This window comes from Nocardia lijiangensis NBRC 108240 (assembly GCF_001613045.1).
GTDB classification, from domain to species: Bacteria; Actinomycetota; Actinomycetes; order Mycobacteriales; family Mycobacteriaceae; genus Nocardia; species Nocardia lijiangensis.
The window spans coordinates 1-21,864 of the sequence record NZ_BDBP01000122.1; the positions used below are offsets into that span (position 1 = coordinate 1).

Below are 21,864 nucleotides of genomic sequence, written 5' to 3' on the forward strand. Positions count from 1 at the left end.
CGACAACGGCCGCGGTCGGGTCCCGCCGCGGCCCGCGAAGGTCGACTACACCGCCGACCGCGCCATGGGCGCCCCGCACATGGACAAGGCGGCCCTGCGCGCGAAGGCCAAGGCGGACAAGCGCAAACAGTCCGGCCCGCCGCTGCTCGACGACTCGACGCGGGCGCGGCTGGAGGTGGTCAGCCGGGAGGGATCGGGCCTGCGCGCGGCGTGGGCGACCTTCCGCATCCGCACCGACGACATCCGGCGCCGCAACTACGCCGCGCGCGCCGAGCAGACCATCGAGGACGGATTCGACCGCAACACTGCACAACTCACCGACCGCGGCTACGCGGGCGCGGGCGGCGGACGGATGAACGTGGTCGGCCGCCCCGTCGAATACCGCGCCACGACGGCCCAGGTGGCCGGCCTGTGGCCGTGGTCGGTCGGCGCGGGCGCGCCGCTGATCGGCACGCCGCTCGGCTCGCACCTGCACACCGGCGCGCCGGTCTGCTTCGACCCGATGAACTGGTTCATGCGCGGCAGCTTCATCACCGCGCCGAGCTTGTTCGTGTTGGGCCTCAACGGTTTCGGCAAGTCCTCGCTGGTGCGCCGGATCGTGCTCGGCGGCATCGCCCAGGGCATCACGCCGCTGGTGCTCGCCGACGTGAAGCCCGACTACCGCAAGCTGGTGGAGCTGGTCGGCGGCCAGGTCATCGACCTCGGCTACGGCCACGGCAAGCTGAACCCGTTGGCGGCCGGTGTGCTCGGCTCGGTGGTTCCGCTGCTGGAAGAGTTCCCCGCGCTGCAACTCCAAGTGCTGCAGGACATGCGGGCCAGGCAGGTCACGCTGATCGCGGGTCTCGTCGAGCTGGTGCGCGGCGCGCGGGTGCGCGATTACGAGGAGACGCTCATCTCGACCGCGCTGCGCATCCTCTTCCAGCCCGGCAGCGGCTACACCCCGGACCAGCCGCCGATCATGGAGAACCTGCTGGAGGTGATCCAGGCGGGCGGCGAGGAGCTCCAGCTCGACGCGGGCGCCGACGATCCCGCCGAATACCAGGTCGCGATCAAGGGCCTGCGCCGCTCGTTGCGCGCGCTCACCCAGGGCCCGTTCGGCGCGGTGTTCAACGGTCAGACCTCGGTGCCGATCGACACCGAAGCGGTCGCCGTCTGCATCGATGTCTCGCACATCCCGACCGGCGACAAGAAGCTCAAAGCCGCGGTGATGCTGGCCTGCTGGGCCGACGGCTTCGCCTCGGTGGAGGCCGCGCACGTGCTGGCCGACGCGGGCCTCGGCCCGCAGCGCTACTTCCAGGTGGTGATGGACGAGCTGTGGCAGGTGCTCGGGCTCGGCGACTTCATGGTCGACCGCGTCGACGAGCTGACCCGCCTGCAGCGCGGCCTGGCCACCGCGCTGATCATGATCAGCCACACGATCAAGGACCTGCAAGCACTCGGATCGGAAGCGGCGATCGCCAAGGCGCTCGGCTTCCTTGAGCGGGCGCGCGCCAAGATCTTCGGTGCGCTGCCCGCCGAAGAGGTCAAGCGGCTCGACAGCACCGTTCCGTTCACATCCGCCGAGGAGGAGATGGTGACCGGATGGTCGGCGCCGCAAGCACTTACCGGCGAGGCGCTGAAACCGGGCCAGCAGCGCCCCTCCCCGCCGGGCACGGGTAAGTTCCTGCTGAAGATCGGTGAGGATCGGCGTCCCGGTATTCCCTTCCACATGGAATTCACGTTGTCGGAGAAGGAAAGCGGGATTCACGACACGAACCAGCGGTTCAGTGAATTCACCGGCGGCCCGGAGACCGAATCCACCGCGCGCGGTGGTGAATCCCCGAACGGGAGCGCGGCATGAGATACCGTCCAGGACGCGAAGCAACAAGGATCGGCCGAGCGCCTGGATGGGCGGTGTTGTTCGGCGGAAGGAGTGCCGCATGATGCCGCATCGTTCGTATCGCAGAGTGTCGCCGGAAGTGCGCAAGGCCGCCGTCGAGCAGGTCATCGCGCTGACCGGCAAGCTACGCAGTGAATCCGAGGCGTGCCGGGTGGTCGCCGAACAGATCGGCGTCCACACGAATTCGGTGCGCAATTGGGTGCGCGCCACGGAAGGCCCCGGCCTGGAACGCATGGACGCGACCGCGCTGCGCCGCAAAGTGGCACTGCTGCAACAACAATTGGCGGCCGCCGCCGAAATGAACCGCACCCTCGCCGACACCCTCAACGAAGCCCGACGCCACACGTGACCATTTCCCCCGAGTCGCATTCGACCGCAGGCTTTCCGCCGCATCCCCGTGCGAGGGCGTGGTGACCGCCCGCAGCCTGCTGTGGACGGCCCTCGGCGCGGTGATCGGACTGATCACCCTGGTGCTCGTCGTGGTGCTGCCCGCCGTCGAGGATCCGTGCGAGGACGCCACCGTGCTCGGTCCCTCGCAGACCGCGCTGCCGCAGCTCGGCGGCTACCCGCCCGGCGACCGGCCCGCGGCCGCGGCCTCCGGCGAACCCACTGCCACGCAGGCGAATCCGAGCATCACCGGCACTCCTTCGCTGGCCGCGGGCGTCGGCCCGATCCGGCGCACCCTGCCGATGGCGGCGGGCACCTTCACGATTTCGGACGTCTTCGGCTCCCGCAACGGCGGACACCGCGGCGTCGACATGGCGGCGACCGACGGCACCCCGATCTTCTCGGTCGCCGACGGCCGGGTGGTGGCCGCCGGACCGGCCTCGGGCTTCGGCAACTGGATCGTGGTCGACTCGGTCGACACCAACGGCCGGTCGTATTCGGCGGTCTACGGCCACATGTGGGACCACGGCGTGCTGGTGCGCGTGGGGGAGACGGTGCGCGCGGGTCAGCCGATCGGCGCGGTCGGCTCGGCGGGCGAATCCAGCGGCCCGCACCTGCATTTCGAGATCGTCCCCGGCGGGCGCTTCACCGGCGGCCGTCAGATCGACCCGCTGCCGTGGCTGGACGGCGCGCCGACCCCGGATCTCGGTGGCGCGCAGTGGTACTCCTCCGATCCGCGCTGCCAGCGCGGTTTCGGCAGCGCGGGCGGCGCGCTGGCCGCGGGCAAGGTGCCGCAGGAACTCGAGATCTGGTACCGCCGTGCGGGTTCGTTGTGCCCGCAGATCACCTCGTCGCTACTGGCCGCTCAGGGCAGGCAGGAATCCGGTTTCCGCAGGGGCCTCACCTCGCCCGCGGGCGCGCAGGGTCTCGCGCAGTTCCTGCCGGGCACCGCGGCCGCCATCAATCCCGACGACGGCAGGCCGTATGTCATCGATGCCGACGGCAACGGCAAGGCGAGCGTGTGGGACGACGGCGACGCGATCATCGGGCAGGGCCGCTATATGTGCGCCATCGCCCGCAAGGTCACCCAGTGGCAGGCCGAGGGGCGTGTCCAGGGGGATGTCACCGCGCTGACGCTGGCCGCCTACAACGCGGGCGAGGGCGCGGTGCTGGCCTCGGGCGGTATGCCGAATCAGTATGCGGCGCACTACTCCGAGACCCGGCCCTACGTGGCGAACATTCTCGCGATGGAGCCGCAATACCGCGCGCCCGGCTCGACCGGCCGCTTCAGCCCGCAGGAGGGCAGCGGCGGCGCGCAGATCCTGGAGGCCGCGCACGATTGGCTCGGCACCCCGTACGTGTGGGGCGGGGGCGGACCGCAGGGCCCCAGCGGCGGCGGCATGGACGGCCCCGGCCTGACCGCGGCCGCGGTGTTCGCGGCGTCCTCGGGCGCGGTGACGTTGCCGCGCACGGCCGAACAACAGTGGGAGGCAGGTTTCGAGGTGCGCATGAGCAAGGCGCAGCCGGGGGACCTGGTGTTCAGCTCCTTCGGCCCGCGCGGGCCCGCGGAGGTGGGAATCTACGCCGGTGACGGACGCATGATCCAGTCCGTGCCCGGATCGGACGCGCGGTCGGGCGGCGGCGTGAGCGAGGTCGCGGTGCCCGGCGACGCACGGCTGCGGAGGGTACTGTGATCGAACACGCCGAGGCCCGAGTGCTGATCGGACCACCACGGTGCCGGTCCGGGCGGTTAGCCTTGAAAGACAGAGCAACTGCACGCGCGAAACTGGTGGTGATGCTGGTGGTGAGCGTGGCGATGACGATCGCGGCCTGCGGGCGCGACGACAGCGGCGAATCGGGTTCCGGTGCGCCGCAGCCCGCCACGTCGACGACGAGGCTGCTCGAAGGAGTTCCCGCGCCGGACCCGGTGACGCCCGACGGTGTCGCGGTGACGGCGCTGCGCGAGATCTACACCTGGCGGCCCGCGGGCGAGGCGCCGGGCGATGCGCTCGTCCGAGCACGGAAATACCTGGGCCCCAGCATGATCCGCATGCTGGACGGCGCACCGTCGGGCAACGAGACGCCCAAGCCGTCGCTGCAATGGGCGGACTGGGCCGCGGCGAAGGCCACCGTCGAGGCGTTCACCTTCGCCTCGGGCGACCGGCCGCCGCCCGGCCCCGATCCGGACGTTCAGCAGTTCAAGATCGGCATCGAACAGACCGTCGTCTACCCGAACGGGCGCAAGGAACCACTGCCGCCCGCGACGGTGATCGCCACCGTGGTGCGCACGCCCGACGGCTGGCGGCTCGACGCGTTCCGCTGACCACAGGCTTTCCACCGCACGGCGATTCGAGAGGCAGACATGGCAAAGAAGAAGAAGGTGACGGATCCGGCGATACCCGGACCCGATCTCGGCCTGTTCGCGGTCTACGCCGGTTCCGTGGTGCTCGGAATCCTCTGGCTGGCCCTGCATCTCGGCAACCAGATGGCGGCCGAGCCGCAGGACCTGCCGATGAACCCGATCGAGATCATCGCCGGGCTGGCGCGCGGCAAGTACACCTGGCCGACCGGCGCGACGGTCATCTTGCTGCTCGTGGTGCTGTCCGCCGTCTCCGTCCTGGTGGTGCGCATGCAGATGACGAAGCGCAAGTCCAAAGGCGCGCTGCCGGTGGACGAGAAGGCCCAGCACATGGGGTCGGGCGGAGCGATCCGCGCGCTCACCGAAGGCGGCGTGCGGGAGAAGGCCGAACAGCTCGGGATGAACCTGGGCTACGACGACGCGCCCGGAGTGCCGATCGGCGTCGGCGTGGCCGACGGCGTCATGCTGTACGGCTCCTACGAGGACCTGCACCTGGACATCTGGGGCCCGCGTCAAGGCAAGTCGACCTCCCGCGTGATCCCGGCGATCCTGGCCGCGATCGGCCCGGTGCTGTCCACCTCGAACAAGCGCGACGTCGTCGACGCGACCCGTGACGTGCGAGAGTCCAAGGGCAGCCCCACCTTCGTGTTCGATCCGCAGGGCGTGGCCGACGAGAGCCCGAGCTGGTACTGGAATCCGCTGGACTGGGTCGACTCCAAGCACGAGGGCTGTGAGATGCGCGCGCAGCGGCTGGCCGGGCACTTCGCCGACGCCGACAACGGCGCCGAGTCCAAGTCCGACGAGTTCTTCGACCCCGAGGCCGAGGATCTGCTCGCCGCGCTGTTCCTCGCCGCGGCGGTCGGCCAGCGGCCGATCGTGCAGGTGTGGGACTGGGTCACCAACCCCGTCGACACCGAGCCCATCGAGCTGCTGCGCAACGCGCGCCACCACTACATGGCGTCGGGCCTTGCGATGCAGTACAACGCCGATCCCCGCACCCGCAGCGGCATTTTCGGCACCGCCAAGAAGATGGTGCGCTGCCTGCAGCTGTCGAACGTGCACGACTGGATCCTGCCCGGCGCCGACCCGAGCACCGGTCAGACCCGCAGGCAGTTCGACGAGCTCGAGTTCATCGAGCGCAACGGCACGCTGTACTGCCTGTCGCTCGAGGGGCGCGGTTCGGCGGCGCCGCTGGTGAGCGCGCTGACCGAGGCCGTGATCGACGTGGCCATGCGCAAGGCGTCCCGCTCGCGCGGTGGCCGCTTGGCCATCCCGCTGCTCGCCGTCCTCGACGAGGCCGCCAACGTGGTGCGCTGGAAGGATCTGCCCAAGCAGTACAGCCACTTCGGTTCGCGCGGCATCGTCGTGATGACGGTGCTGCAGTCCTGGGCCCAGGGTGCGCGCTGCTGGGGCGACGCGGGCATGCTCGCGCTGTGGTCGGCGGCCAACATCAAGGTGCTCGGCAGCGGCGTGGACGACATGAACTTCCTGCGCGACCGCTCCGAAGCGATCGGCGAGTACGACTCGATCTCGGGTTCGGTCTCGGAATCCAAAGGCAGCAAAAGCTATTCGCGGTCGCTGGGTTCGTCCAAGACGTTCAACGTCAACGCGCTCACCACACTGCCGCGCGGCCGCGCGATCGTGTTCACCTCGGGTCAGCCCGCGGTGCTCATCCGCACGGTTCCCTGGTGGGAGAGCGAGTACGCTGCGGACGTGAAGAAGTCGATCGCGCAGCACGATCCGCAACGCAAGACCCAGATCACCGACCTGATCGGCTCGCCCTCGCTGACCAAGGGCACTCCGCCACCCGAGTATGGGCAAGCCGGGGAGGTTCGGCCTCTGTGAGCGAGCGAACCGTGAACACAGCACCGCTCGGCGCGACGGAGCCGGGCGTTAGTGAGGTGGAGGCGTGAGCGAGTGCAGCGAGCGAACCGTGAACACAGCACCGCTCGGCGCGACGGAGCCGGGCGTTAGTGAGGTGGAGGCGTGAGCGAGTGCAGCGAGCGAACCATGAACACAGCACCGCTCGGCGCGACGGAGCCGGGCGTTAGTGAGGTGGAGGCGTGAGCGAGTGCAGCGAGCGAACCATGAACACAGCACCGCTCGGCACGACGGAGCCGAGCGCTAGCGAGGTGGAGTCGTGACCGAACAGCAGCAGCAGATGATCTACACCAATGTCGTCGAATTCGTCGAGAACTACCTGAGCCTGGTCTACCGGCGGCAGGTGACCGACATCAGCGAAACGGTGTGGTGCCCCGAATGGTGGAAGCACGCCGAGGCGGTGGCGCGATTGGACGCGTTGTGGCGCGCCTGGGAGCACTACCGCCTGGAACCGAGCACGGGGCTGAGCATCTGGTTCCTCGACCATGCCGATCCGCACATGACCAAGCTGTTCGACCCGCGCGGGCCGTTCAAGTACTGCAGTGTGCGCAACGGGCACAAGGACATGCTGAACCCGCTGCCGCTGAAGTCCCCCGCGCAGGGGATGTTCGGCGATCCGACGATCGGCGATTTCCGGGTGTAACGGACACGAAGACGCCCGCTGAATTCAGCGGGCGTTCTTGGTGTTTCAGGGTTTCCGCGCCGTCACTGCCTGGCGCGTTCGAGGCCGCGTGCCTCGGGCTCCCTGCCGCGTGCCGCGACGGTGCGGTTCTCCTCGAGGCGGGCGCGAATGGCCTCCTCCGGTGGCTGCCCCTGGCCTACCTCGATGAGCATGCGGACCGCCGCCAATTCCGGTGCGACGCCGATCCTCGAGAGGTGGGCCGCGATCGCCATGCGCCGCTCGGCCGAATCGTACCGAACGACCGGTTGTTTCGCGGCGGACGCGGTGGCCGCCATGCGCGTGGCTTCGGCTTGCGCGGAGAAGCGATCCTTCTCCAGTGAAATGCCTTGGACCGGAGCCGCTTTCTCCACCATCCGTGCGAGCTCGAGGTTGCGTGGATCCTTGGCCTTGGAGTCGCGAGCCTCCCGAATCTGGAGCTCGCGAGCCTCTTTCATGCGGGCCTCGGTGATCTTGGCGCGCGCCTCGGCTTCCTTTTGACCACGCTCGCGGGTGCGCAGTGCGACCAGGGTCGCAAGCTGCAACATACTCTTAATCATGGCCGCGGTTTCCCGGCCGATGTCGTCCAGTTCCTCGGACATGGCTGCTCCCCGATGCTGCAGTGATCACTATGGATGATTGTGGTGCTTCGTCACGGACACCGCCACGCGAACTGTAGTCCGCCGCCGGCGCCCCGCCTGCAAACGTGGACACCAGGAGAACTCGTGTCGATCGCACTCCCTCGTGGCTGGGGATCGCCCGTTAGGGATGGCTACGCTACGCGAACTCCGTGTTTCGAGATTACCCGAGAAACGCGTGACACAACCGTACGGACGTGCCGGTAACAGCATATATCGCACAATTACGACACGCACCGGGAAGCGCCGGACGATCTTCGACACAAGTACTGTGCGGCCGGAGATTTAGGCTCGCCTACCCTGAGTCGCCGTAGTTCATAGACTCCGGGCCCGGTCGCCGATCGCGGCGCCGGGCCCGAAGAAGTTGCCGGGGATTCAGTCCAGGCGAACCGACTGGATGGTCACCGGCGTAGTGGGCTTGCCGTCGCCGGGGCCGTTGGAGTTGTCCTGTCCGGCCTGCGCGATCTTGTCCAGGGTGGCCATGCTGCCCTCGTCCACCGTGCCGAAAATGGTGTACTGCGGCGGCAGCTGCGAGTCGCCGTAGACGACGAAGAACTGGCTGCCGTTGGTGCCGGGGCCCGCGTTGGCCATGGCCAGCGTGCCGCGCTTGTAGTCGATCGGCAGCTGCGTGCTCGGGTCGCCCTCGGCGTACTGATCGGTCGGATACTCGTTGTCGAATTCGTAACCGGGACCGCCCATTCCGGTGCCGGTGGGGTCGCCGCACTGGAGCACCTTCAGCGACTCGTCCGCGGTCATGCGGTGGCAGTCGGTGCTGTCGAAGTAGCCCTGGCTGGCCAGGCTCACGAAGCTGTTGACGGTGCAAGGCGATTCGGCGTTGTTCAGTGTCAAGCCGATCGGACCCTGAGTGGTCTCGACGCTCACGCTGACCTTGGCGTCGCCGCCGGTGGTCGGGATGCCCTCGGTCTTGGACGGCTTCTGCACCGGCTTGTCCGCGGGCTTGGCGCCGTCCCGGTAGGTGCAGTTGACCAGCTCGGGCTTGGCCTTCGCGGCGGGCGCGGTCGCCGACAGCGACGCGTCCTTCGTCTCGGAGGCCGTGTTCTGGTTGTCCTCGCCCTTGGTCAGGAAGTAGACGCCGGTCACGGCCGCGACCACCACGACTACACCGAGCACGGATCCCGCGATGGTCAGTTGCTTGCGTCGGCGCGCGCGTTCGGCCCGGTTGGCCAATTGGCGCTCGAGCTTGCGTTTGGCCGCTGCTCGTCGCTGTTCGTTGCTCGGCACTACCACGTTCCTCCCGTGTCGGCTTGCTTCCGAGGTAAGAGTGTGCCATCTCTTCCTGAGACCGCCCGGCAGTTCCTCGGACGGGTCGAAGGGAAACCGGTTGGACTTGGCGGGCAGTAGTGGTGGAAACTGGACCATCGTGACCAAGACCAGCAGCTTCTCCGCCCCGAGGGGGGTACCGGACTACGTGCCACCCGGCTCCGCCGAGTTCGTCGCCGTGCGCGACGGCCTCGTGCACGCGGCCCGACTGGCCGGGTACGGGCATATAGAGCTGCCGGTGTTCGAGCAGACCGCGCTGTTCGCGCGCGGCGTCGGCGAGTCCACCGACGTGGTCAGCAAGGAGATGTGGACCTTCGCCGACCGCAACGGCGAGAGCTTCACCCTGCGTCCGGAGGGCACGGCGGGCGTGATGCGCGCCGTCATCCAGCACGGCCTGGACAAGAGCGGTCAGCTGCCGCTGAAGCTGTGCTACGCGGGGCCGTTCTTCCGCTACGAGCGCCCCCAGGCCGGCCGCTACCGGCAGTTGCAGCAGGTCGGCGTCGAGGCGATCGGCGTGGACGATCCGGCGCTGGACGCCGAGGTCATCGCGATCGCCGACGCGGGCTACCGCAGCCTCGGCCTGGACGGTTTCCGGCTGGAGATCACCTCGCTGGGCGACGAGACCTGCCGTCCGCAGTACCGGGAGCTGTTGCAGGACTTCCTGTTCGGCCTGCCGCTGGACGAGGAGACCAAGCGCAGGGCGCAGATCAATCCGCTGCGCGTACTCGACGACAAGCGTCCCGAGGTGCGTGAGCTGACCGCCGACGCGCCGTTGATGATCGACCACCTCTCCGAATCCGCCAAGACGAACTTCGAGCAGGTGCTCGGCCACCTCGACGCACTCGGCGTGCCGTACGTGCTGAACCCGCGGATGGTGCGCGGTCTTGACTACTACACCAAGACCACCTTCGAGTTCGTGCACGACAAGCTGGGCGCACAGTCCGGCATCGGCGGCGGCGGCCGCTACGACGGCCTGATGGCCGAGCTCGGCGGCCAGCCGCTGTCCGGTATCGGCTTCGGTCTCGGTGTCGACCGCACCGTGCTCGCGCTGCAGGCCGAGGGCAAGTCGGCGGCCGTTCCCTCCCGCTGTGAGGTATTCGGTGTGCCGCTGGGCGACGCGGCCAAGCAGCGGATCGTGGTGCTCGCGGCGCAGCTGCGCGGTGCGGGCATCCGCGTCGACCTCGCCTACGGCGGGCGCGGTGTGAAGGGCGCGATGAAGGCGGCCGACCGTTCCGGCGCGAAGTTCACCGTGGTGCTCGGTGACCGCGACCTGGCCGAGAACAGCATCGCCGTGAAGAACATGGCGACCGGCGACCAGCGGCACGTGCCGCTCAGCGAGATCGTCGGTGTGCTGCGCGAGGCGCTGATCGCCGGGCACTGACCCACCAGGTGGGGTGGGGCGCCGGGACCTGGTTCCGTGCCCCACCCGACAGCGCGCCTCTCGGATAAGCGCGCGGTACCGTGACTGCGCACCGCCGCTGCGGTGACCCTGCGGAGAGGTGGAGAGTGGACGCGAATCCTGGTCAGCCGGAACCGGTTCCGCCGGTCGGACTCGATCTCGTCGCCCCCGAGATGTACGCGCCGATGCTGCGCAGGCTGGCATTGGCGGCGGCCGGTGTCGGGATCGGCGCGGCGCTGCTGGCGGCGACCGTCGTCGACTGGCCGATCGCGATCGCCATCGGTCTCGTCGTCGGGCTGCCCACCATCGGCTACGCCTTGGCGTTGCGGCGCCGCAGGATGTGGGTGACAGGCACCACGATCCATGCCCGCCGGGTGTTCGGCGAGCGCCGGGTGGAGGTCGCGGCGGCCACCGGCGTGGAGATCCTCGTCTTCCCGGCACGGCTGAGCCGCATCGTGTTGCGCATCACCGCGGGCCCGGATGTGCAGCTGATCCCGCTCGCCATGTACACCGACGCGGGCAGCGGACGGGAGCTGCATCTGCTGGGGCTGCGCAAGCTCGCCGACGCGCTCGCGGCGAGCCATCTGGCCGCGGCGGTCGCGGTGTCGGCGCTGTTGGTGCACCAGTTGCGGGCGGAGGCGCGCGACGCGGGGCTGGAGGAACGCCCCCTCTACCGCGCCGTCCAACTGGCCCGCGCCAAGGACTACGTGTCTCCCGTCGTCCTCACCGACCGCGAAGTCTCCGAACTCGGCTGACCCCACACCTCCCGCACACGCCTCACACAGGCACGCGGTTTGTGAGGCGTACAGACCCTGCGCAGGGACGTGAGGCGTTGCTCACGAGGCGGTTCTGGCCGCGGTGAGGCTGAGTAGGGTTGGGCCTGAGTGTCCGTCCAACGCAAGGAGTTCGTGTGAGCACCGCCGCTCGGAACGCGCCCGTGACCGTTACCGTGACCGGCGGAGCCGGGCAGATCGCCTACGGCCTGCTGTTCCGCATCGCCTCCGGCGCGATGATCGGACCGGAGACGCCGGTGCGGCTGCGACTGCTCGAGATTCCCGCCGCGGTCGCCTCCCTGGAGGGTGTGGCGATGGAACTCGAGGACGGCGCGTTCCCGCTGCTGGAGTCCATCGACATCAGCGACGACCCGTGGGTCGGTTTCGACGGCGCCAACGTCGCACTGCTGGTCGGCGCGCGCCCGCGCACGGCGGGCATGGAGCGGTCCGATCTGCTCGCCGCCAACGGCCCGATCTTCACCGACCAGGGCCAGGCCATCAATGCCAGCGCCGCCGATGACGTGAAGGTGCTCGTGGTGGGCAACCCGGCCAACACCAACGCCTTCATCGCCATGAGCAACGCCCCCGACGTGCCCGCCGAGCGCTTCACCGCGATGACCCGCCTCGACCACAATCGCGCCATCGCGCAGCTGGCGAAGAAGACCGGCGCGCCCGCCGCCGACATCGCCCGCGTCACGATCTGGGGCAACCACTCCGCCACCCAGTACCCCGACATCGCGCACGCCACCATCGCGGGCCGCCCCGCCGCCGACCTCGTCGACGACGCCTGGCTGCGCGAGGACTTCATCCCCACCGTGCAGCAGCGCGGCACCGCGATCATCCAGGCCCGCGGCGCGTCCTCGGCCGCCAGCGCGGCCAGCGCCGCCATCGACCACATCCACGACTGGGTACTCGGCACCCCCGCGGGCGACTGGACCTCCATGGCCGTCCCCTCCGACGGCTCCTACGGTGTCCAGGAGGGCCTCATCAGCTCCTTCCCGGTCACCTGCGCCAACGGCGCCTACACCATCGTCCCCGACCTCTCCCTGGACGACTTCGCCCGCGCCCGCGTGACCGCCACGCTCACCGAACTCGAACGGGAACGCGACGCCGTCATCGACCTCGGCTTCGCCAAACGCGGCTGACCCGGCGATCGCCGGATCCAACGCCTGACCCACGCCGTGATCGCGGGACCTCGCAGGTCTTTCATACGCTTCGCACAGGTTGCAACCTCTGCGAGGCGTGTGAAACCTCTGCGAAGTCAGCCGACGGTCCAGGTTTAAGATGTGGCACGCCGTGTTACGGCTGTGGCATCATGATCGCGTGGGGTTTCCATTTCGTCAGATTCGGGCGTGCTTCGACGAACGCACCATTACGGTCTATCAAGCATATCGGCCCGATATTGCGATAGCTGCCGCGAGAACGGGGCGGTTCCCCAGCGGATTCAAACGAGATCGCATGACATGGATCAAGCCTTCTTTCCTGTGGATGATGTACCGCTCCGGCTGGGCCGGTAAACCTGGTCAAGAGCATGTTCTTGCTGTCTCGATCACGAGAGATGGGTTCGAATGGGCGCTGCAGAATTCTGCCTTCGCGCACTTCGACGCCGCGTTACACGTCGACCATGCGCAGTGGAAGGCAAGCCTGTCCGCACCGGTTCGCATCCAATGGGACCCCGAGCGGGACATGGGATTTCGTCCACTGCCGTACCGATCTTTGCAGGTCGGGATATCTGGTGAAGGTGTGCGTCGCTATTGCGACGAATGGATAGTCGGTATCGAGGACATCACCGAATCGGTGCACGAAATCGGCCGTTTGGTTGCCGCTGGCGACGTAGAGCGAGCGCAGGAATCGGTGCCGCGAGAGCAGTGCTATCCGATCGCGGACGACCTTGCCTTGCACCTGGGAATGAGTACGGCGGTTCGTTGATTACGCGCTGCTACGCCGTGTGCGCTGCTCGCGTGCGCCTTCGATGAAGACCTCGTCGTGCGTATTCGGAAGTCGAATTACGCATCGTCGGCCTCAATATTGCACGCTGATCCTCCGGCGGTAATTTCTTTGAAATCAACGATGCCTGTATTGAATATTTCCAGGGCGCGCTAGTCCGATATGTGAAGTGTCTGCGAAGAATCGGGGGAGGGCGTCGGAGTGGTGCGTTCGGTCAGCCGACGGTCCAGATTTCGTGGCCGGTGAGGAGGCCGGGACGTCGACGCTCATTCACCGAACAGCGCCAGTGATGCGGTGAATCCGTGCAGCGCGTTGCGGCCCGCGATGGGGCCGATCTCGCCCGCGGCGAAGAAGCCCGCGAGCGGGATGTCGCCGAGCACGTCCCTGATGGTGGCGGTGTCGTGATCCGCGATCTTGAACATCCGCCTACCGCGTCCGTTGCAGGTGAACAGCAGCGCTCCTGCGGGGCTGCCGGGAAGCGCCGCGCGCGCCCGTGCGAGTGCGGCGCGCAGATCCTTGTCGGCCCCGATCGCATCGCGGACCTGGAACTGCACGGTCGTGCCGATCTCGACTTCTTCGCCGATTTCGATCGCGCCGCTCGCCGGATCGGCGCCGATCAGCCCGCGGATCAGGAAATCACCCTGCCCAGGGGTGGCCAGGTGCTCGTCGACGACGATGCCGATCTGCACGCCGTGCGCCACCAACTCCTGCTGATCGGGCGGCAGCGCGTCGACGATCTCGCGCAACCGCTCGATCGGCGACCGGCCGCCGAGCTCGGTGATCAACGCGCCACGCGCAGCGGTGACAATGTACGGCTGTCCAATCGGGCAGCAGCCTTGCGACACGACCGGCACACTGCGCATTCCGGGAAGCCGCACGCCGACCGCGCCCGATGTCACCACCTCGTGGTCGCGGAACAGTCTGCTCTCGCCGGGGTCCGGGCCGCCGCTCGCCAGCCCGCCCATCACGATGGTGCCTGGTAGGTCGGTGTTCAGGTGCTCGAGCAGCGCTTCGGTCGGGAATGTGAAGGGGTCGGACATCAACAGATGGAAGTCGTGCTGGGCCCGGTCGAAGCGGTGGCCGGCGAGCAGCCCGCCGGAGGCCGTACGGACGAAGTCCAAGTGGAACGTCTCGGCGGGTGAACCGGTGGCCAGCCACACCGCCGCCGCGGGTTCGTCCTCGAGTTCGCGCCGCCCGGCCACGACCGCGTGCGCCACGCATCCGACGAGCGCGGGCACCCGGACCGACCGATGGACACCCTCGAGCACGGCCGGAGCCGCATCCGCGTGTGCTCGCGACGCGAGGAGCACCGCGATCGAGGGCGACGCACCCGCGAGCTGGTCGCGCGCCCGCAGCGCCGCTTCCGCGCCCGCGTCCCGCGCGTCAGAGGCGGTGGAGAGTCCAACGGCGATCCGCACACATCCATCGTAGGGCGCGGCAGATCGCACGACACCTCGCAGACCATTCGCACCCTCGCAGGGGACTCAGGCGCTGCGAGGCGTGCGGAGACGCTGCGAGGTCAGCCGACGGTCCAGGTTTCGGGACCGGTGAGGAGGGTTTGGAGGGAGTCGGGGGTGAGGGGGTTGCGGTCCGAGGCTGTGGTGGTTTGGGCGCGGACGGCGTCGTCGTAGGTGGGGCGGGTGACGCTGCGGAAGATGCCGGTGACCACGTGGCCAAGGTCCTGGTCGGACAGGCGGGAGAGGGCGTAGGCGTATTCCGGGTTGTCGGAGTAGGCGTCGTGGACGACAATGTCGGCCTCCGCGACCTCGGTGGTGCGGGCCACGCGCAGGCCGAAACCGCTTTGCACGACGGCGTATTCGCCATCGGCGCCGAAGCGCAGCGGCTGGCCGTGGCGCAGCGGGACGAGGCGCGATTCGGCGTCGCCGCGGCGCAGCACGTCGAAGGAGCCGTCGTTGAAGATCGGGCAGTCCTGCAGGATCTCGACGAAGGACGTCCCCCGATGTTCGGCGGCGGCACGCAGCACCTCGGTGAGCCCGGCGCGGTCGGAGTCGATGGCGCGGGCGGCGAAGGTGGCCTCGGCGCCCAGGGCCAGTGAGAGCGTGTTGAACGGGTGGTCGACCGAGCCCATGGGGGTGGACTTGGTGATCTTGCCCTGCTCCGAGGTGGGCGAGTACTGGCCCTTGGTCAGCCCGTAGATGCGGTTGTTGAACAGCAGGATGGTCATGTTCACGTTGCGACGCAACGCGTGGATCAGGTGGTTGCCGCCGATGGAGAGCGCGTCACCGTCGCCGGTGACCACCCAGACCGACAGATCGGGGCGTGTCACGGCCAAGCCGGTCGCGATGGCGGGTGCGCGGCCGTGAATGGAGTGGATGCCGTAGGCCTCCAGGTAGTACGGGAACCGGCTGGAGCAGCCGATCCCGGACACGAACATCAGGTTCTCCCTGCGCAGTCCGAGTTCGGCGAGGAACCCGCGCACGGTCGCCAGGATGACGTAGTCGCCGCAGCCGGGGCACCAGCGCACCTCCTGATCGGAGGTGAAGTCCTTGACCTTCTGCGGTCCGTCCGCGGCGGGCACACCGGACACACCGGTGAGGCCGAGATCAGTTCCGGCGAGCGAGGTTTCGACGATGGTCATCAGTTGCCCCCGATCGGCTCGGTGGTGGCCGAGCGCCGTGCGTCCCGCGTTCGGTAGGTGGCCCGCGCGCGGGCGGCGAACGCCTTGTCCTGTTCCATTTCCTCGATGGAGCCGTCGAGCGCGGCGTCGATGACGCCGACGAGTTCCTGCGCCGAGAAGGCGGTGCCCGCGACCTTCGTCCACGGCTGCACGTCCACCAGGTATTTCGCGCGCAGCAGCATGGCCAGCTGACCGCCGTTCATCTCCGGCGCGACCACCGTCCGATAGCGGCGCAACACGGCACCGAGGTTGGGCGGCAACGGATTCAGGTGCCGCAGGTGCACCTGCGCGACGGGAACGCCGCGGCGGCGTGCGCGGCGGCACGCCTCGCCGATCGGACCGAAGGAACTGCCCCAGCCGATCAGCAGCAGTTCGGCCCGCTCGTCGGGGTCGTCCACCTCGAGCCGGGGGACGGCGATGCCGTCGATCTTGGCCTGCCGCAGCCGGACCATCAGCTCGTGATTGGCGGGCTCGTAGGAGATGTTGCCGCTGCCGTCGGCCTTCTCCAGTCCGCCGATGCGGTGCGCGCGGCCCCTGGTGCCCGGCACGGCCAACGGGCGGGCCAGGGTTTCCGGGTCGCGAGCGTAGGGCTGGAATCCGGCCTCGTCGTCGGCGTCCGGCTCGAAAGCGGGGTCGATGGGCGCCAGGTCGGCGACATCCGGAATCGACCACGGCTCCGAGCCGTTGGCGATGGCGCCGTCGGAGAGCAGCAGCACGGGCGTGCGATAGGTGAACGCGATCCTGACCGCCTCCACGGCGGTGGCGAAGCAGTCGGCGGGGGAGCGTGGCGCGAGCACCGCCACCGGTGACTCGCCGTTGCGGCCGTACAGCGCCTGCAACAGATCCGCCTGCTCGGTCTTGGTCGGCAGCCCGGTGGAGGGCCCGCCGCGCTGCACGTCGACGATCACCAGCGGCAGTTCGGTCATCACCGCCAACCCGATCGTCTCGCTCTTCAGCGCCAGACCCGGCCCGGACGTGCTGGTGACGCCGAGCGCACCGCCCAGCGAGGCGCCGAGCGCCGCGCCGATGCCCGCGATCTCGTCCTCGGCCTGGAAGGTGGTGACGCCGAAGTGCTTGTGCTTGCTGAGCTCGTGCAGGATGTCGGAGGCCGGGGTGATCGGATAGGTGCCGAGGAAGACCGGCAGCCCGGCCAGCTGCCCGGCGGTGACCAGCCCGTAGGCCAGCGCGGTGTTGCCGGTGATCTGGCGGTAGGTGCCCGGCGCCAGCGTGGCGGGTGCGATCTCGTAGGTGGTGGCGAAGGCCTCGGTGGTCTCGCCGTAGTTCCAGCCCGCGCGGAAGGCGAGCACGTTGGCCTCGGCGATGTCCGGTTTGCCCGCGAACTTCTCGCGCAGGAAGCGTTCGGTGCCGCCGATCGGCCTGCCGTACATCCAGGAGAGCAGTCCGAGCGCGAACATGTTCTTCGCGCGCTGGCCGTCCTTCTTGCCGACCTCGGCGGGTTCGGTGGCGGCGAGCGTCAGCGAGGTCATCGGCACCCGGTGCACCACGAAGTCGGTGAGCGACCCGTCCTCCAGCGGATCAGCGGCGTAGCCGACCTTGGCCAAGGTGCGCTTGGTGAACTCATCGGTGTTGACGATGAGGGTGGCACCGCGCGGGAGATCCTCGAGATTCGCCTTGAGCGCCGCCGGATTCATCGCGACCAGCACGTCGGGCTGGTCGCCCGCGGTGAGGATGTCGTAGTCGGCGATCTGGATCTGGAAGGACGAGACGCCCGGCAGGGTGCCCTGCGGCGCGCGGATCTCGGCGGGAAAATTGGGCTGGGTGGCCAGGTCGTTGCCGAACGCGGCCGCTTCGTGGGTGAAGCGGTCACCGGTCAGCTGCATTCCGTCGCCGGAGTCCCCGGCGAACCGAATGACGACCTTTTCCAATTTGGCTGTGCCGACATCGTTTTGGTGCGAACCCATATGCCTGCTTCACTTCCTCGTCGAGTGAGAGGTGCCAGTCGCCAACCTACTCCGCCGACGGCGGGTATCGCCGCTGAAGCGCGCAGTCCGGCCGGATTGGTTTTCCGAGGTCGGGTGGCTGCCGGTCAGGCGAACAGCGCGAGCTGGGTGTCCGCGCGCTCGTGCGGCTCCGGCCCACGCGCGGGTGCGGCGGCGGACTCGCCGTTCCTGGTCAGGTCGTGCCGCTCCAGCAGCGGCGTGACCCGCTCGCGCAGCCACGCCGCGTACTCCGGCGTGACGTACGCGCCGCGGCCGTACAGCTGGCGGTATCGGCGCAGCAGGGCGGGATGCGCTTCGGCCAGCCAGCCGAGGAACCAGCCGCGGGTGCTGCCGCGCAGATGCATCGGGAAGGCGACGGCCGAGGCAGCGCCCGCCGCCGCGATCGCACCGAACAGCTCGTCGAGGTGCGCGCGGCTGTCGGTCAGGTAGGGCAGGACCGGCGCCACCATGACGTGCACCGCGAAGCCCGCGTCGGTCAGCGCGCGGACCATGTCGAGCCGGGCGCGCGGCGCGGGCGTCCCGGATTCCAGGCCGCGGTGCAGTTCCGGGTCCAGGATGGCGATGGAGACGGCCACGCTCACCGGCACCTCGCGGGCGGCCAGCGTCAGCAGCGGCAGGTCGCGGCGCAGCAAGGTGCCCTTGGTGAGGATGGAGAACGGCGTGCCCGAATCGGTCAGCGCGCGAATGATGCCCGGCATCAACCGGTATCGGCCCTCGGCACGCTGATACGGGTCGGTGTTGGTGCCCAGCGCCACCGGGTCCCGCTGCCAGGACTTGCGGCCGAGTTCTCTGCGCAGCACCGCGGCGATATTGGTCTTCACCACGATCTGCGCGTCGAAATCGCGGCCCGCGTCCAGGTCCAGATACTCGTGAGTGGGGCGGGCGAAGCAATAGCGGCAGGCGTGCGAGCACCCGCGCATCGGATTGATCGTCCACTGGAAGGGCAGGGTCGAATTCTCGGGCATCTTGTTCAGCGCGCTCTTGCAGAGCACTTCGTGGAACGTGATGCCCTCGAATTCCGGTGTTTCCACGGTGCGAACGAACCCCGCCCGGCTCAGGCCGGGCAGTGCGCCGTCGTCGGCGTCCAGGGTCTGGTTCTGCCACCGCACCCATTCAGTCGAACATGTGTTCTAGGGCGTGTCAAGCGATGCGGCGGGTCTCCGTCGCATCGAACGCGGACGAATCCGCGAAGAAGGCCACCAGATCGCGCACGGTGTCATCGATCGGGCGCGGCCGGTAGCCGAGTTCGCGTTCGGCCTTGCCGTGGTCCACCACCGGCGCCGAGAGCAGCGCGCCGAGCGCGGCCCTGGACAGGATGTCGGTGCCGAGCATCTTGCCGATCGGCTCCAGCACCGGAATCAGCCCGCCGACCAGCTTGGGCGGGATGGCGAACTTCGGTCCCTTCTTGCCGCCGTGCGCCGCCGCCATCCGGCACAGGTCGAGCATCGAGATCATCGACCCGCCGAGCAGGTAGTTCTCGCCGGTCCGGCCCTTCTCGCCGGCCAGGATCAGGCCCTGCGCCACATCGCGCACATCGACCAGGTCGAAGCCGCCGCCGATCATCGCGGGCACTCGTCCCTGAGCGGCGTCGCGCAGGGTGCGGTTGATGCGGGAGAGGGGAGTGCTGTGGTCGACGGGTCCGAACACGCCCGTGGGGTTGCAGAGCACGGCGTCCAGGCCCTTGTCGATGACCTTGCGCAACTCGACCTCGCCCGCCCATTTGGAGCGGTCGTAGACCGGAAGCGCGGGGTCGGTGGACCGCACCGTGCCCTCATCGATGCGGCCGCCGCAGCTGTACTGGTTGAACGCGTGGATGGAGCTGGCGTGCACCATCCGGCGTGCGCCGACCTCCAGCGCGGCCTCGGCCACGACGCGCACGCCCTCGGTGTTGACCTTCCAGGCGAGATCGTTCTTCTCGGCCAGGGTGATCACGGCGACCAGGTGGTACACGTGCTCCGCGCCCGCCAGCGCCTCGCGCATCGACGCGGGGTCGAGTACGTTGCCCGCGACCCAGGTGACGTTCGGGTGCGCCGATTGCTCGGGGGCCACCCGGTCGATGGCGGTGACCTCGTGTCCCCGATCGGCGAGCAGGCGGAGCAGATTCGTGCCAAGGTAGCCGGCGGCGCCGGTCACTGCGACCTTCATGGTCGCTAGAATATAGAACTTGTTCTAATTTGCAACACGTTGCAGTTCCTTCCCGGCGTGGCGCGATCGGTTCAGCTTCGGGCGGCCGCGGTCTCGAAACTTGCCGGTAGCGTCCGCTATATTGAGCCCAACCGCAGCGGCTTCGCGGTTCGGGCGGCCCGAGCTGTCCGGGGGCACAGTCGTTTCGGGCAGGGAGACGATCGACAACGCTATGTGCACGACACAGATGTTCACGACGAATTGGGGGGCAACTCGATGAGTGATCTCTCGGTGGAGACCGAAGCGGTCCGGGCTTTCGCCACGGAGAACGCCGGGATCGCCGCACAGATTTCCTCGGCCGGTTTCGACGGGCCGGCTCAGGTGGCCGCGCTCACGCCGGTATTCGGGCTGATCGGCGCCGACTACCTGCTGAGCTTCGCGGCCGCGCAGGTTCTGCAGGCCAAAGACATCAACGATCTGTCGGCCAAGTACGCCGACCTGTCGTTCAAGGCGTTCAACGCCGCTTCGCTCTTCGAGGGCACCGATACCGGCAACGCGGCCGCGATGAACGTCCAGACGGGCGAGATCGGAGGCATGGCGTGAAGCCGCTCGACTCCTCGCCCACGGGTCTCATCGCCCCGTCCGAGCCCGCGGCAGACTCGCTCGACCACGCAGCGGCCGATGCGAATCAGGCTGCCGCCGCGGCGATCCCGACCGACCAAGCCATCCTCGATCTGCCACTGCCGCAGCTGCCCGAGGACATCCCGGCCATCGAGGCGCCGGAATTCGTGCTGTCGCGCAAGGTGAGTGAGGACGGGCCCGGGCTCGGTACCGTGCCCGCCGGAATGCCCGGCCTCGGCGGCGCACCCGCGCCGGAGGCTCAGGACATCCTCGGCGGGCTGCCCGCGGACGTGGACGGTCTGCTCGGCGGTGCGAACACCGCGATCAGCCACGCTGCCGAGCAGGTGCAGGACGCCGCGAACAACCTGGTCGGCCAGGCGGGCGGACTGCTCGGCGGCACGCTTGGCGGAAACCCGTCCGGCGCCGCGACGGCCGCCGCGGCGGCGACCCCGCAGCTGCCGACGCTGCCGGAGCTGCCCGCCGATCCGATCGGCGCACTGATGAACGGGTTGCAGATCCCGGCGTTGCCCGGCGTCGACCTGTTGTTCAAGCCGATCCTGGATCTGCTCGGCAGCTTCGGTACCGGCGTGCTCGGCGCACTCGACCCGACCGCGATTCTGAGCCAGTCCTCGAAGATCATCGAGACGGCGATGCAGCTCGGCAAGGGCAGCCTCGCCACCGTCGAGCAGGTCTGGGAGGGGCAAGCCTCGCGCCAGGCGCAGGCCGCGGGCCAGGAAGCCAACCAGCAGGGACAGGACACCAGCCAGCGCGGGTTCGACATCTCCGAACTCACCCAGCGCGCGGCGGCCGTCGTGCAGCAGGGCAACGCCCAATTGCTCGGCATCGCAGGCTCGTTCGCCACCCAGGCGACCGCGATGGCGCCGGTAATCCTCACCCCGCCGGGACAGGCCGCGCTGATCGCCAGCGCGACAGAGCATCTCGGGCAGGCGGTCTCGGTGGTCAACCTGACCCGCGGCGATCTGGCGGGCAAGACCGCCGAGCTGAACGGTGTGGTCGGGCAGTTGCTCGGACAGAGCGGGTTGCCGTCGGTTCAAGAGGTCGCGCAGGCGGCGGCGCAGAACATCGGCGAGCCGCTGCTGTCGCAGGCCGAGGAGGCCGCGACGCAGGCGGCGAGCAGCAGCCCGAGCAGTGGTCTCAACACGTCGACGTCGACGATTCCGTCCTCGCTCAACAGCACCGGCACCGCGGGCACGCCCGGCTCGCCGAGCGGTCTGCTCGGTTCACTGGGTCGTCCGGGCGGTCCCGGCCCCGGCGGCGGTGGCCCCGGACCTGGCTCCTCGGGACTGCCGAGCACCCC

At 68.9% G+C, this 21,864-nt stretch carries 19 protein-coding genes; 12 read left to right on the top strand and 7 right to left on the bottom strand.

What is annotated here, in order from left to right; all coding sequences use genetic code 11:
* From NL1_RS38360 to NL1_RS32770, 6 genes are all read left to right on the top strand, one after another.
* A partial coding sequence (locus NL1_RS38360; protein WP_162272792.1) for a putative type IV secretion/conjugal transfer ATPase occupies nt 1–1,840 on the top strand: 1,840 nt, incomplete at its 5' end.
* Between the two features lie 79 nt (nt 1,841–1,919).
* Nucleotides 1,920–2,228 carry a transposase gene (locus NL1_RS32750; protein WP_067847892.1) on the top strand — a complete coding sequence of 103 codons (309 nt, stop codon included), beginning with the start codon at nt 1,920–1,922 and terminating at the stop codon, nt 2,226–2,228.
* A 61-nt stretch (nt 2,229–2,289) separates the two neighbouring features.
* The gene (locus NL1_RS32755; RefSeq protein ID WP_067847926.1) at nt 2,290–3,960 is read left to right on the top strand and encodes a peptidoglycan DD-metalloendopeptidase family protein; all 1,671 of its coding nucleotides are present in this window, start codon (nt 2,290–2,292) and stop codon (nt 3,958–3,960) included.
* Nucleotides 3,961–4,061: 101 nt separating this feature from the next.
* Nucleotides 4,062–4,589, top strand: coding sequence for a hypothetical protein (locus NL1_RS32760; protein WP_169813623.1), 528 nt, complete (start codon nt 4,062–4,064; stop codon nt 4,587–4,589).
* 39 nt (nt 4,590–4,628) lie between these two features.
* On the top strand, nt 4,629–6,470 hold the full coding sequence (locus NL1_RS32765; protein ID WP_067847895.1) for a type IV secretory system conjugative DNA transfer family protein: 1,842 nt from the start codon (nt 4,629–4,631) through the stop codon (nt 6,468–6,470).
* A gap of 295 nt (nt 6,471–6,765) precedes the next feature.
* Nucleotides 6,766–7,149: a DUF4913 domain-containing protein gene (locus NL1_RS32770; RefSeq protein ID WP_245673698.1), complete on the top strand. Its 384-nt coding sequence runs from the start codon at nt 6,766–6,768 to the stop codon at nt 7,147–7,149.
* A gap of 62 nt (nt 7,150–7,211) precedes the next feature.
* On the opposite strand, the gene NL1_RS32775 is transcribed toward NL1_RS32770, so the two are convergent.
* Nucleotides 7,212–7,766: a hypothetical protein gene (locus tag NL1_RS32775; protein ID WP_067847899.1), complete on the bottom strand. Its 555-nt coding sequence runs from the start codon at nt 7,764–7,766 to the stop codon at nt 7,212–7,214.
* Between the two features lie 411 nt (nt 7,767–8,177).
* Nucleotides 8,178–9,044, bottom strand: coding sequence for a peptidylprolyl isomerase (locus NL1_RS32780; RefSeq protein ID WP_067847901.1), 867 nt, complete (start codon nt 9,042–9,044; stop codon nt 8,178–8,180).
* A 139-nt stretch (nt 9,045–9,183) separates the two neighbouring features.
* Between NL1_RS32780 and hisS the strand changes: the two genes are divergently transcribed.
* The 4 genes from hisS (at nt 9,184) to NL1_RS37040 (ending at nt 13,184) form a co-directional block, all read left to right on the top strand.
* The gene (hisS, locus tag NL1_RS32785; RefSeq protein WP_067847933.1) at nt 9,184–10,464 is read left to right on the top strand and encodes a histidine--tRNA ligase; all 1,281 of its coding nucleotides are present in this window, start codon (nt 9,184–9,186) and stop codon (nt 10,462–10,464) included.
* A gap of 125 nt (nt 10,465–10,589) precedes the next feature.
* A complete protein-coding gene (locus NL1_RS32790) occupies nt 10,590–11,237 on the top strand; it encodes a hypothetical protein (protein ID WP_084511283.1) in 648 nt (215 codons plus the stop codon).
* Between the two features lie 155 nt (nt 11,238–11,392).
* Entirely contained in the window at nt 11,393–12,400 is a 1,008-nt protein-coding gene (locus NL1_RS32795) for a malate dehydrogenase (RefSeq protein WP_067847903.1), read from the top strand.
* 139 nt (nt 12,401–12,539) lie between these two features.
* A complete protein-coding gene (locus tag NL1_RS37040) occupies nt 12,540–13,184 on the top strand; it encodes a DUF4291 domain-containing protein (protein ID WP_084511285.1) in 645 nt (214 codons plus the stop codon).
* 284 nt (nt 13,185–13,468) lie between these two features.
* Here NL1_RS37040 and NL1_RS32805 read toward each other — a convergent pair whose 3' ends face one another.
* The 5 genes from NL1_RS32805 to NL1_RS32825 all read right to left on the bottom strand — a co-directional run bounded on the left by NL1_RS32805 (nt 13,469) and on the right by NL1_RS32825 (nt 19,946).
* On the bottom strand, nt 13,469–14,620 hold the full coding sequence (locus tag NL1_RS32805) for an FIST signal transduction protein (protein WP_067847908.1): 1,152 nt from the start codon (nt 14,618–14,620) through the stop codon (nt 13,469–13,471).
* A gap of 101 nt (nt 14,621–14,721) precedes the next feature.
* Nucleotides 14,722–15,801, bottom strand: coding sequence for a 2-oxoacid:ferredoxin oxidoreductase subunit beta (locus tag NL1_RS32810; RefSeq protein WP_067847911.1), 1,080 nt, complete (start codon nt 15,799–15,801; stop codon nt 14,722–14,724).
* Nucleotides 15,801–17,762, bottom strand: a complete 1,962-nt coding sequence (locus NL1_RS32815) for a 2-oxoacid:acceptor oxidoreductase subunit alpha (RefSeq protein ID WP_067847913.1) — start codon at nt 17,760–17,762, stop codon at nt 15,801–15,803. The genes NL1_RS32810 and NL1_RS32815 overlap by 1 nt, the downstream gene beginning before the upstream one ends.
* A 125-nt stretch (nt 17,763–17,887) precedes the next feature.
* Nucleotides 17,888–18,910: an Rv2578c family radical SAM protein gene (locus NL1_RS32820; protein WP_067847916.1), complete on the bottom strand. Its 1,023-nt coding sequence runs from the start codon at nt 18,908–18,910 to the stop codon at nt 17,888–17,890.
* A 31-nt stretch (nt 18,911–18,941) separates the two neighbouring features.
* Complete coding sequence (locus NL1_RS32825; protein WP_067847918.1) at nt 18,942–19,946, bottom strand: NAD-dependent epimerase/dehydratase family protein; 1,005 nt, start codon at nt 19,944–19,946, stop codon at nt 18,942–18,944.
* 39 nt (nt 19,947–19,985) lie between these two features.
* Here NL1_RS32825 and NL1_RS39815 point away from each other — a divergent pair, with 39 nt between their 5' ends.
* A complete protein-coding gene (locus NL1_RS39815; protein WP_245673699.1) occupies nt 19,986–20,528 on the top strand; it encodes a type VII secretion target in 543 nt (180 codons plus the stop codon).
* Nucleotides 20,525–21,864 (top strand): WXG100 family type VII secretion target (locus tag NL1_RS32835; RefSeq protein WP_067847921.1); only part of this gene is annotated, 1,340 nt, incomplete at its 3' end. The genes NL1_RS39815 and NL1_RS32835, both read left to right, overlap by 4 nt.

Coding starts and splice junctions, on each gene's coding strand:
- NL1_RS32750 (WP_067847892.1), top strand. CDS start 1,920: ATGATGCCGCATCGTTCGTATCGCAGAGTGTCGCCGGAAGTGCGCAAG.
- NL1_RS32760 (WP_169813623.1), top strand. CDS start 4,062: ATGCTGGTGGTGAGCGTGGCGATGACGATCGCGGCCTGCGGGCGCGAC.
- NL1_RS32765 (WP_067847895.1), top strand. CDS start 4,629: ATGGCAAAGAAGAAGAAGGTGACGGATCCGGCGATACCCGGACCCGAT.
- NL1_RS32775 (WP_067847899.1), bottom strand. CDS start 7,766: ATGTCCGAGGAACTGGACGACATCGGCCGGGAAACCGCGGCCATGATT.
- NL1_RS37040 (WP_084511285.1), top strand. CDS start 12,540: ATGTGGCACGCCGTGTTACGGCTGTGGCATCATGATCGCGTGGGGTTT.
- NL1_RS32810 (WP_067847911.1), bottom strand. CDS start 15,801: ATGACCATCGTCGAAACCTCGCTCGCCGGAACTGATCTCGGCCTCACC.
- NL1_RS32815 (WP_067847913.1), bottom strand. CDS start 17,762: ATGGGTTCGCACCAAAACGATGTCGGCACAGCCAAATTGGAAAAGGTC.
- NL1_RS32825 (WP_067847918.1), bottom strand. CDS start 19,946: ATGAAGGTCGCAGTGACCGGCGCCGCCGGCTACCTTGGCACGAATCTG.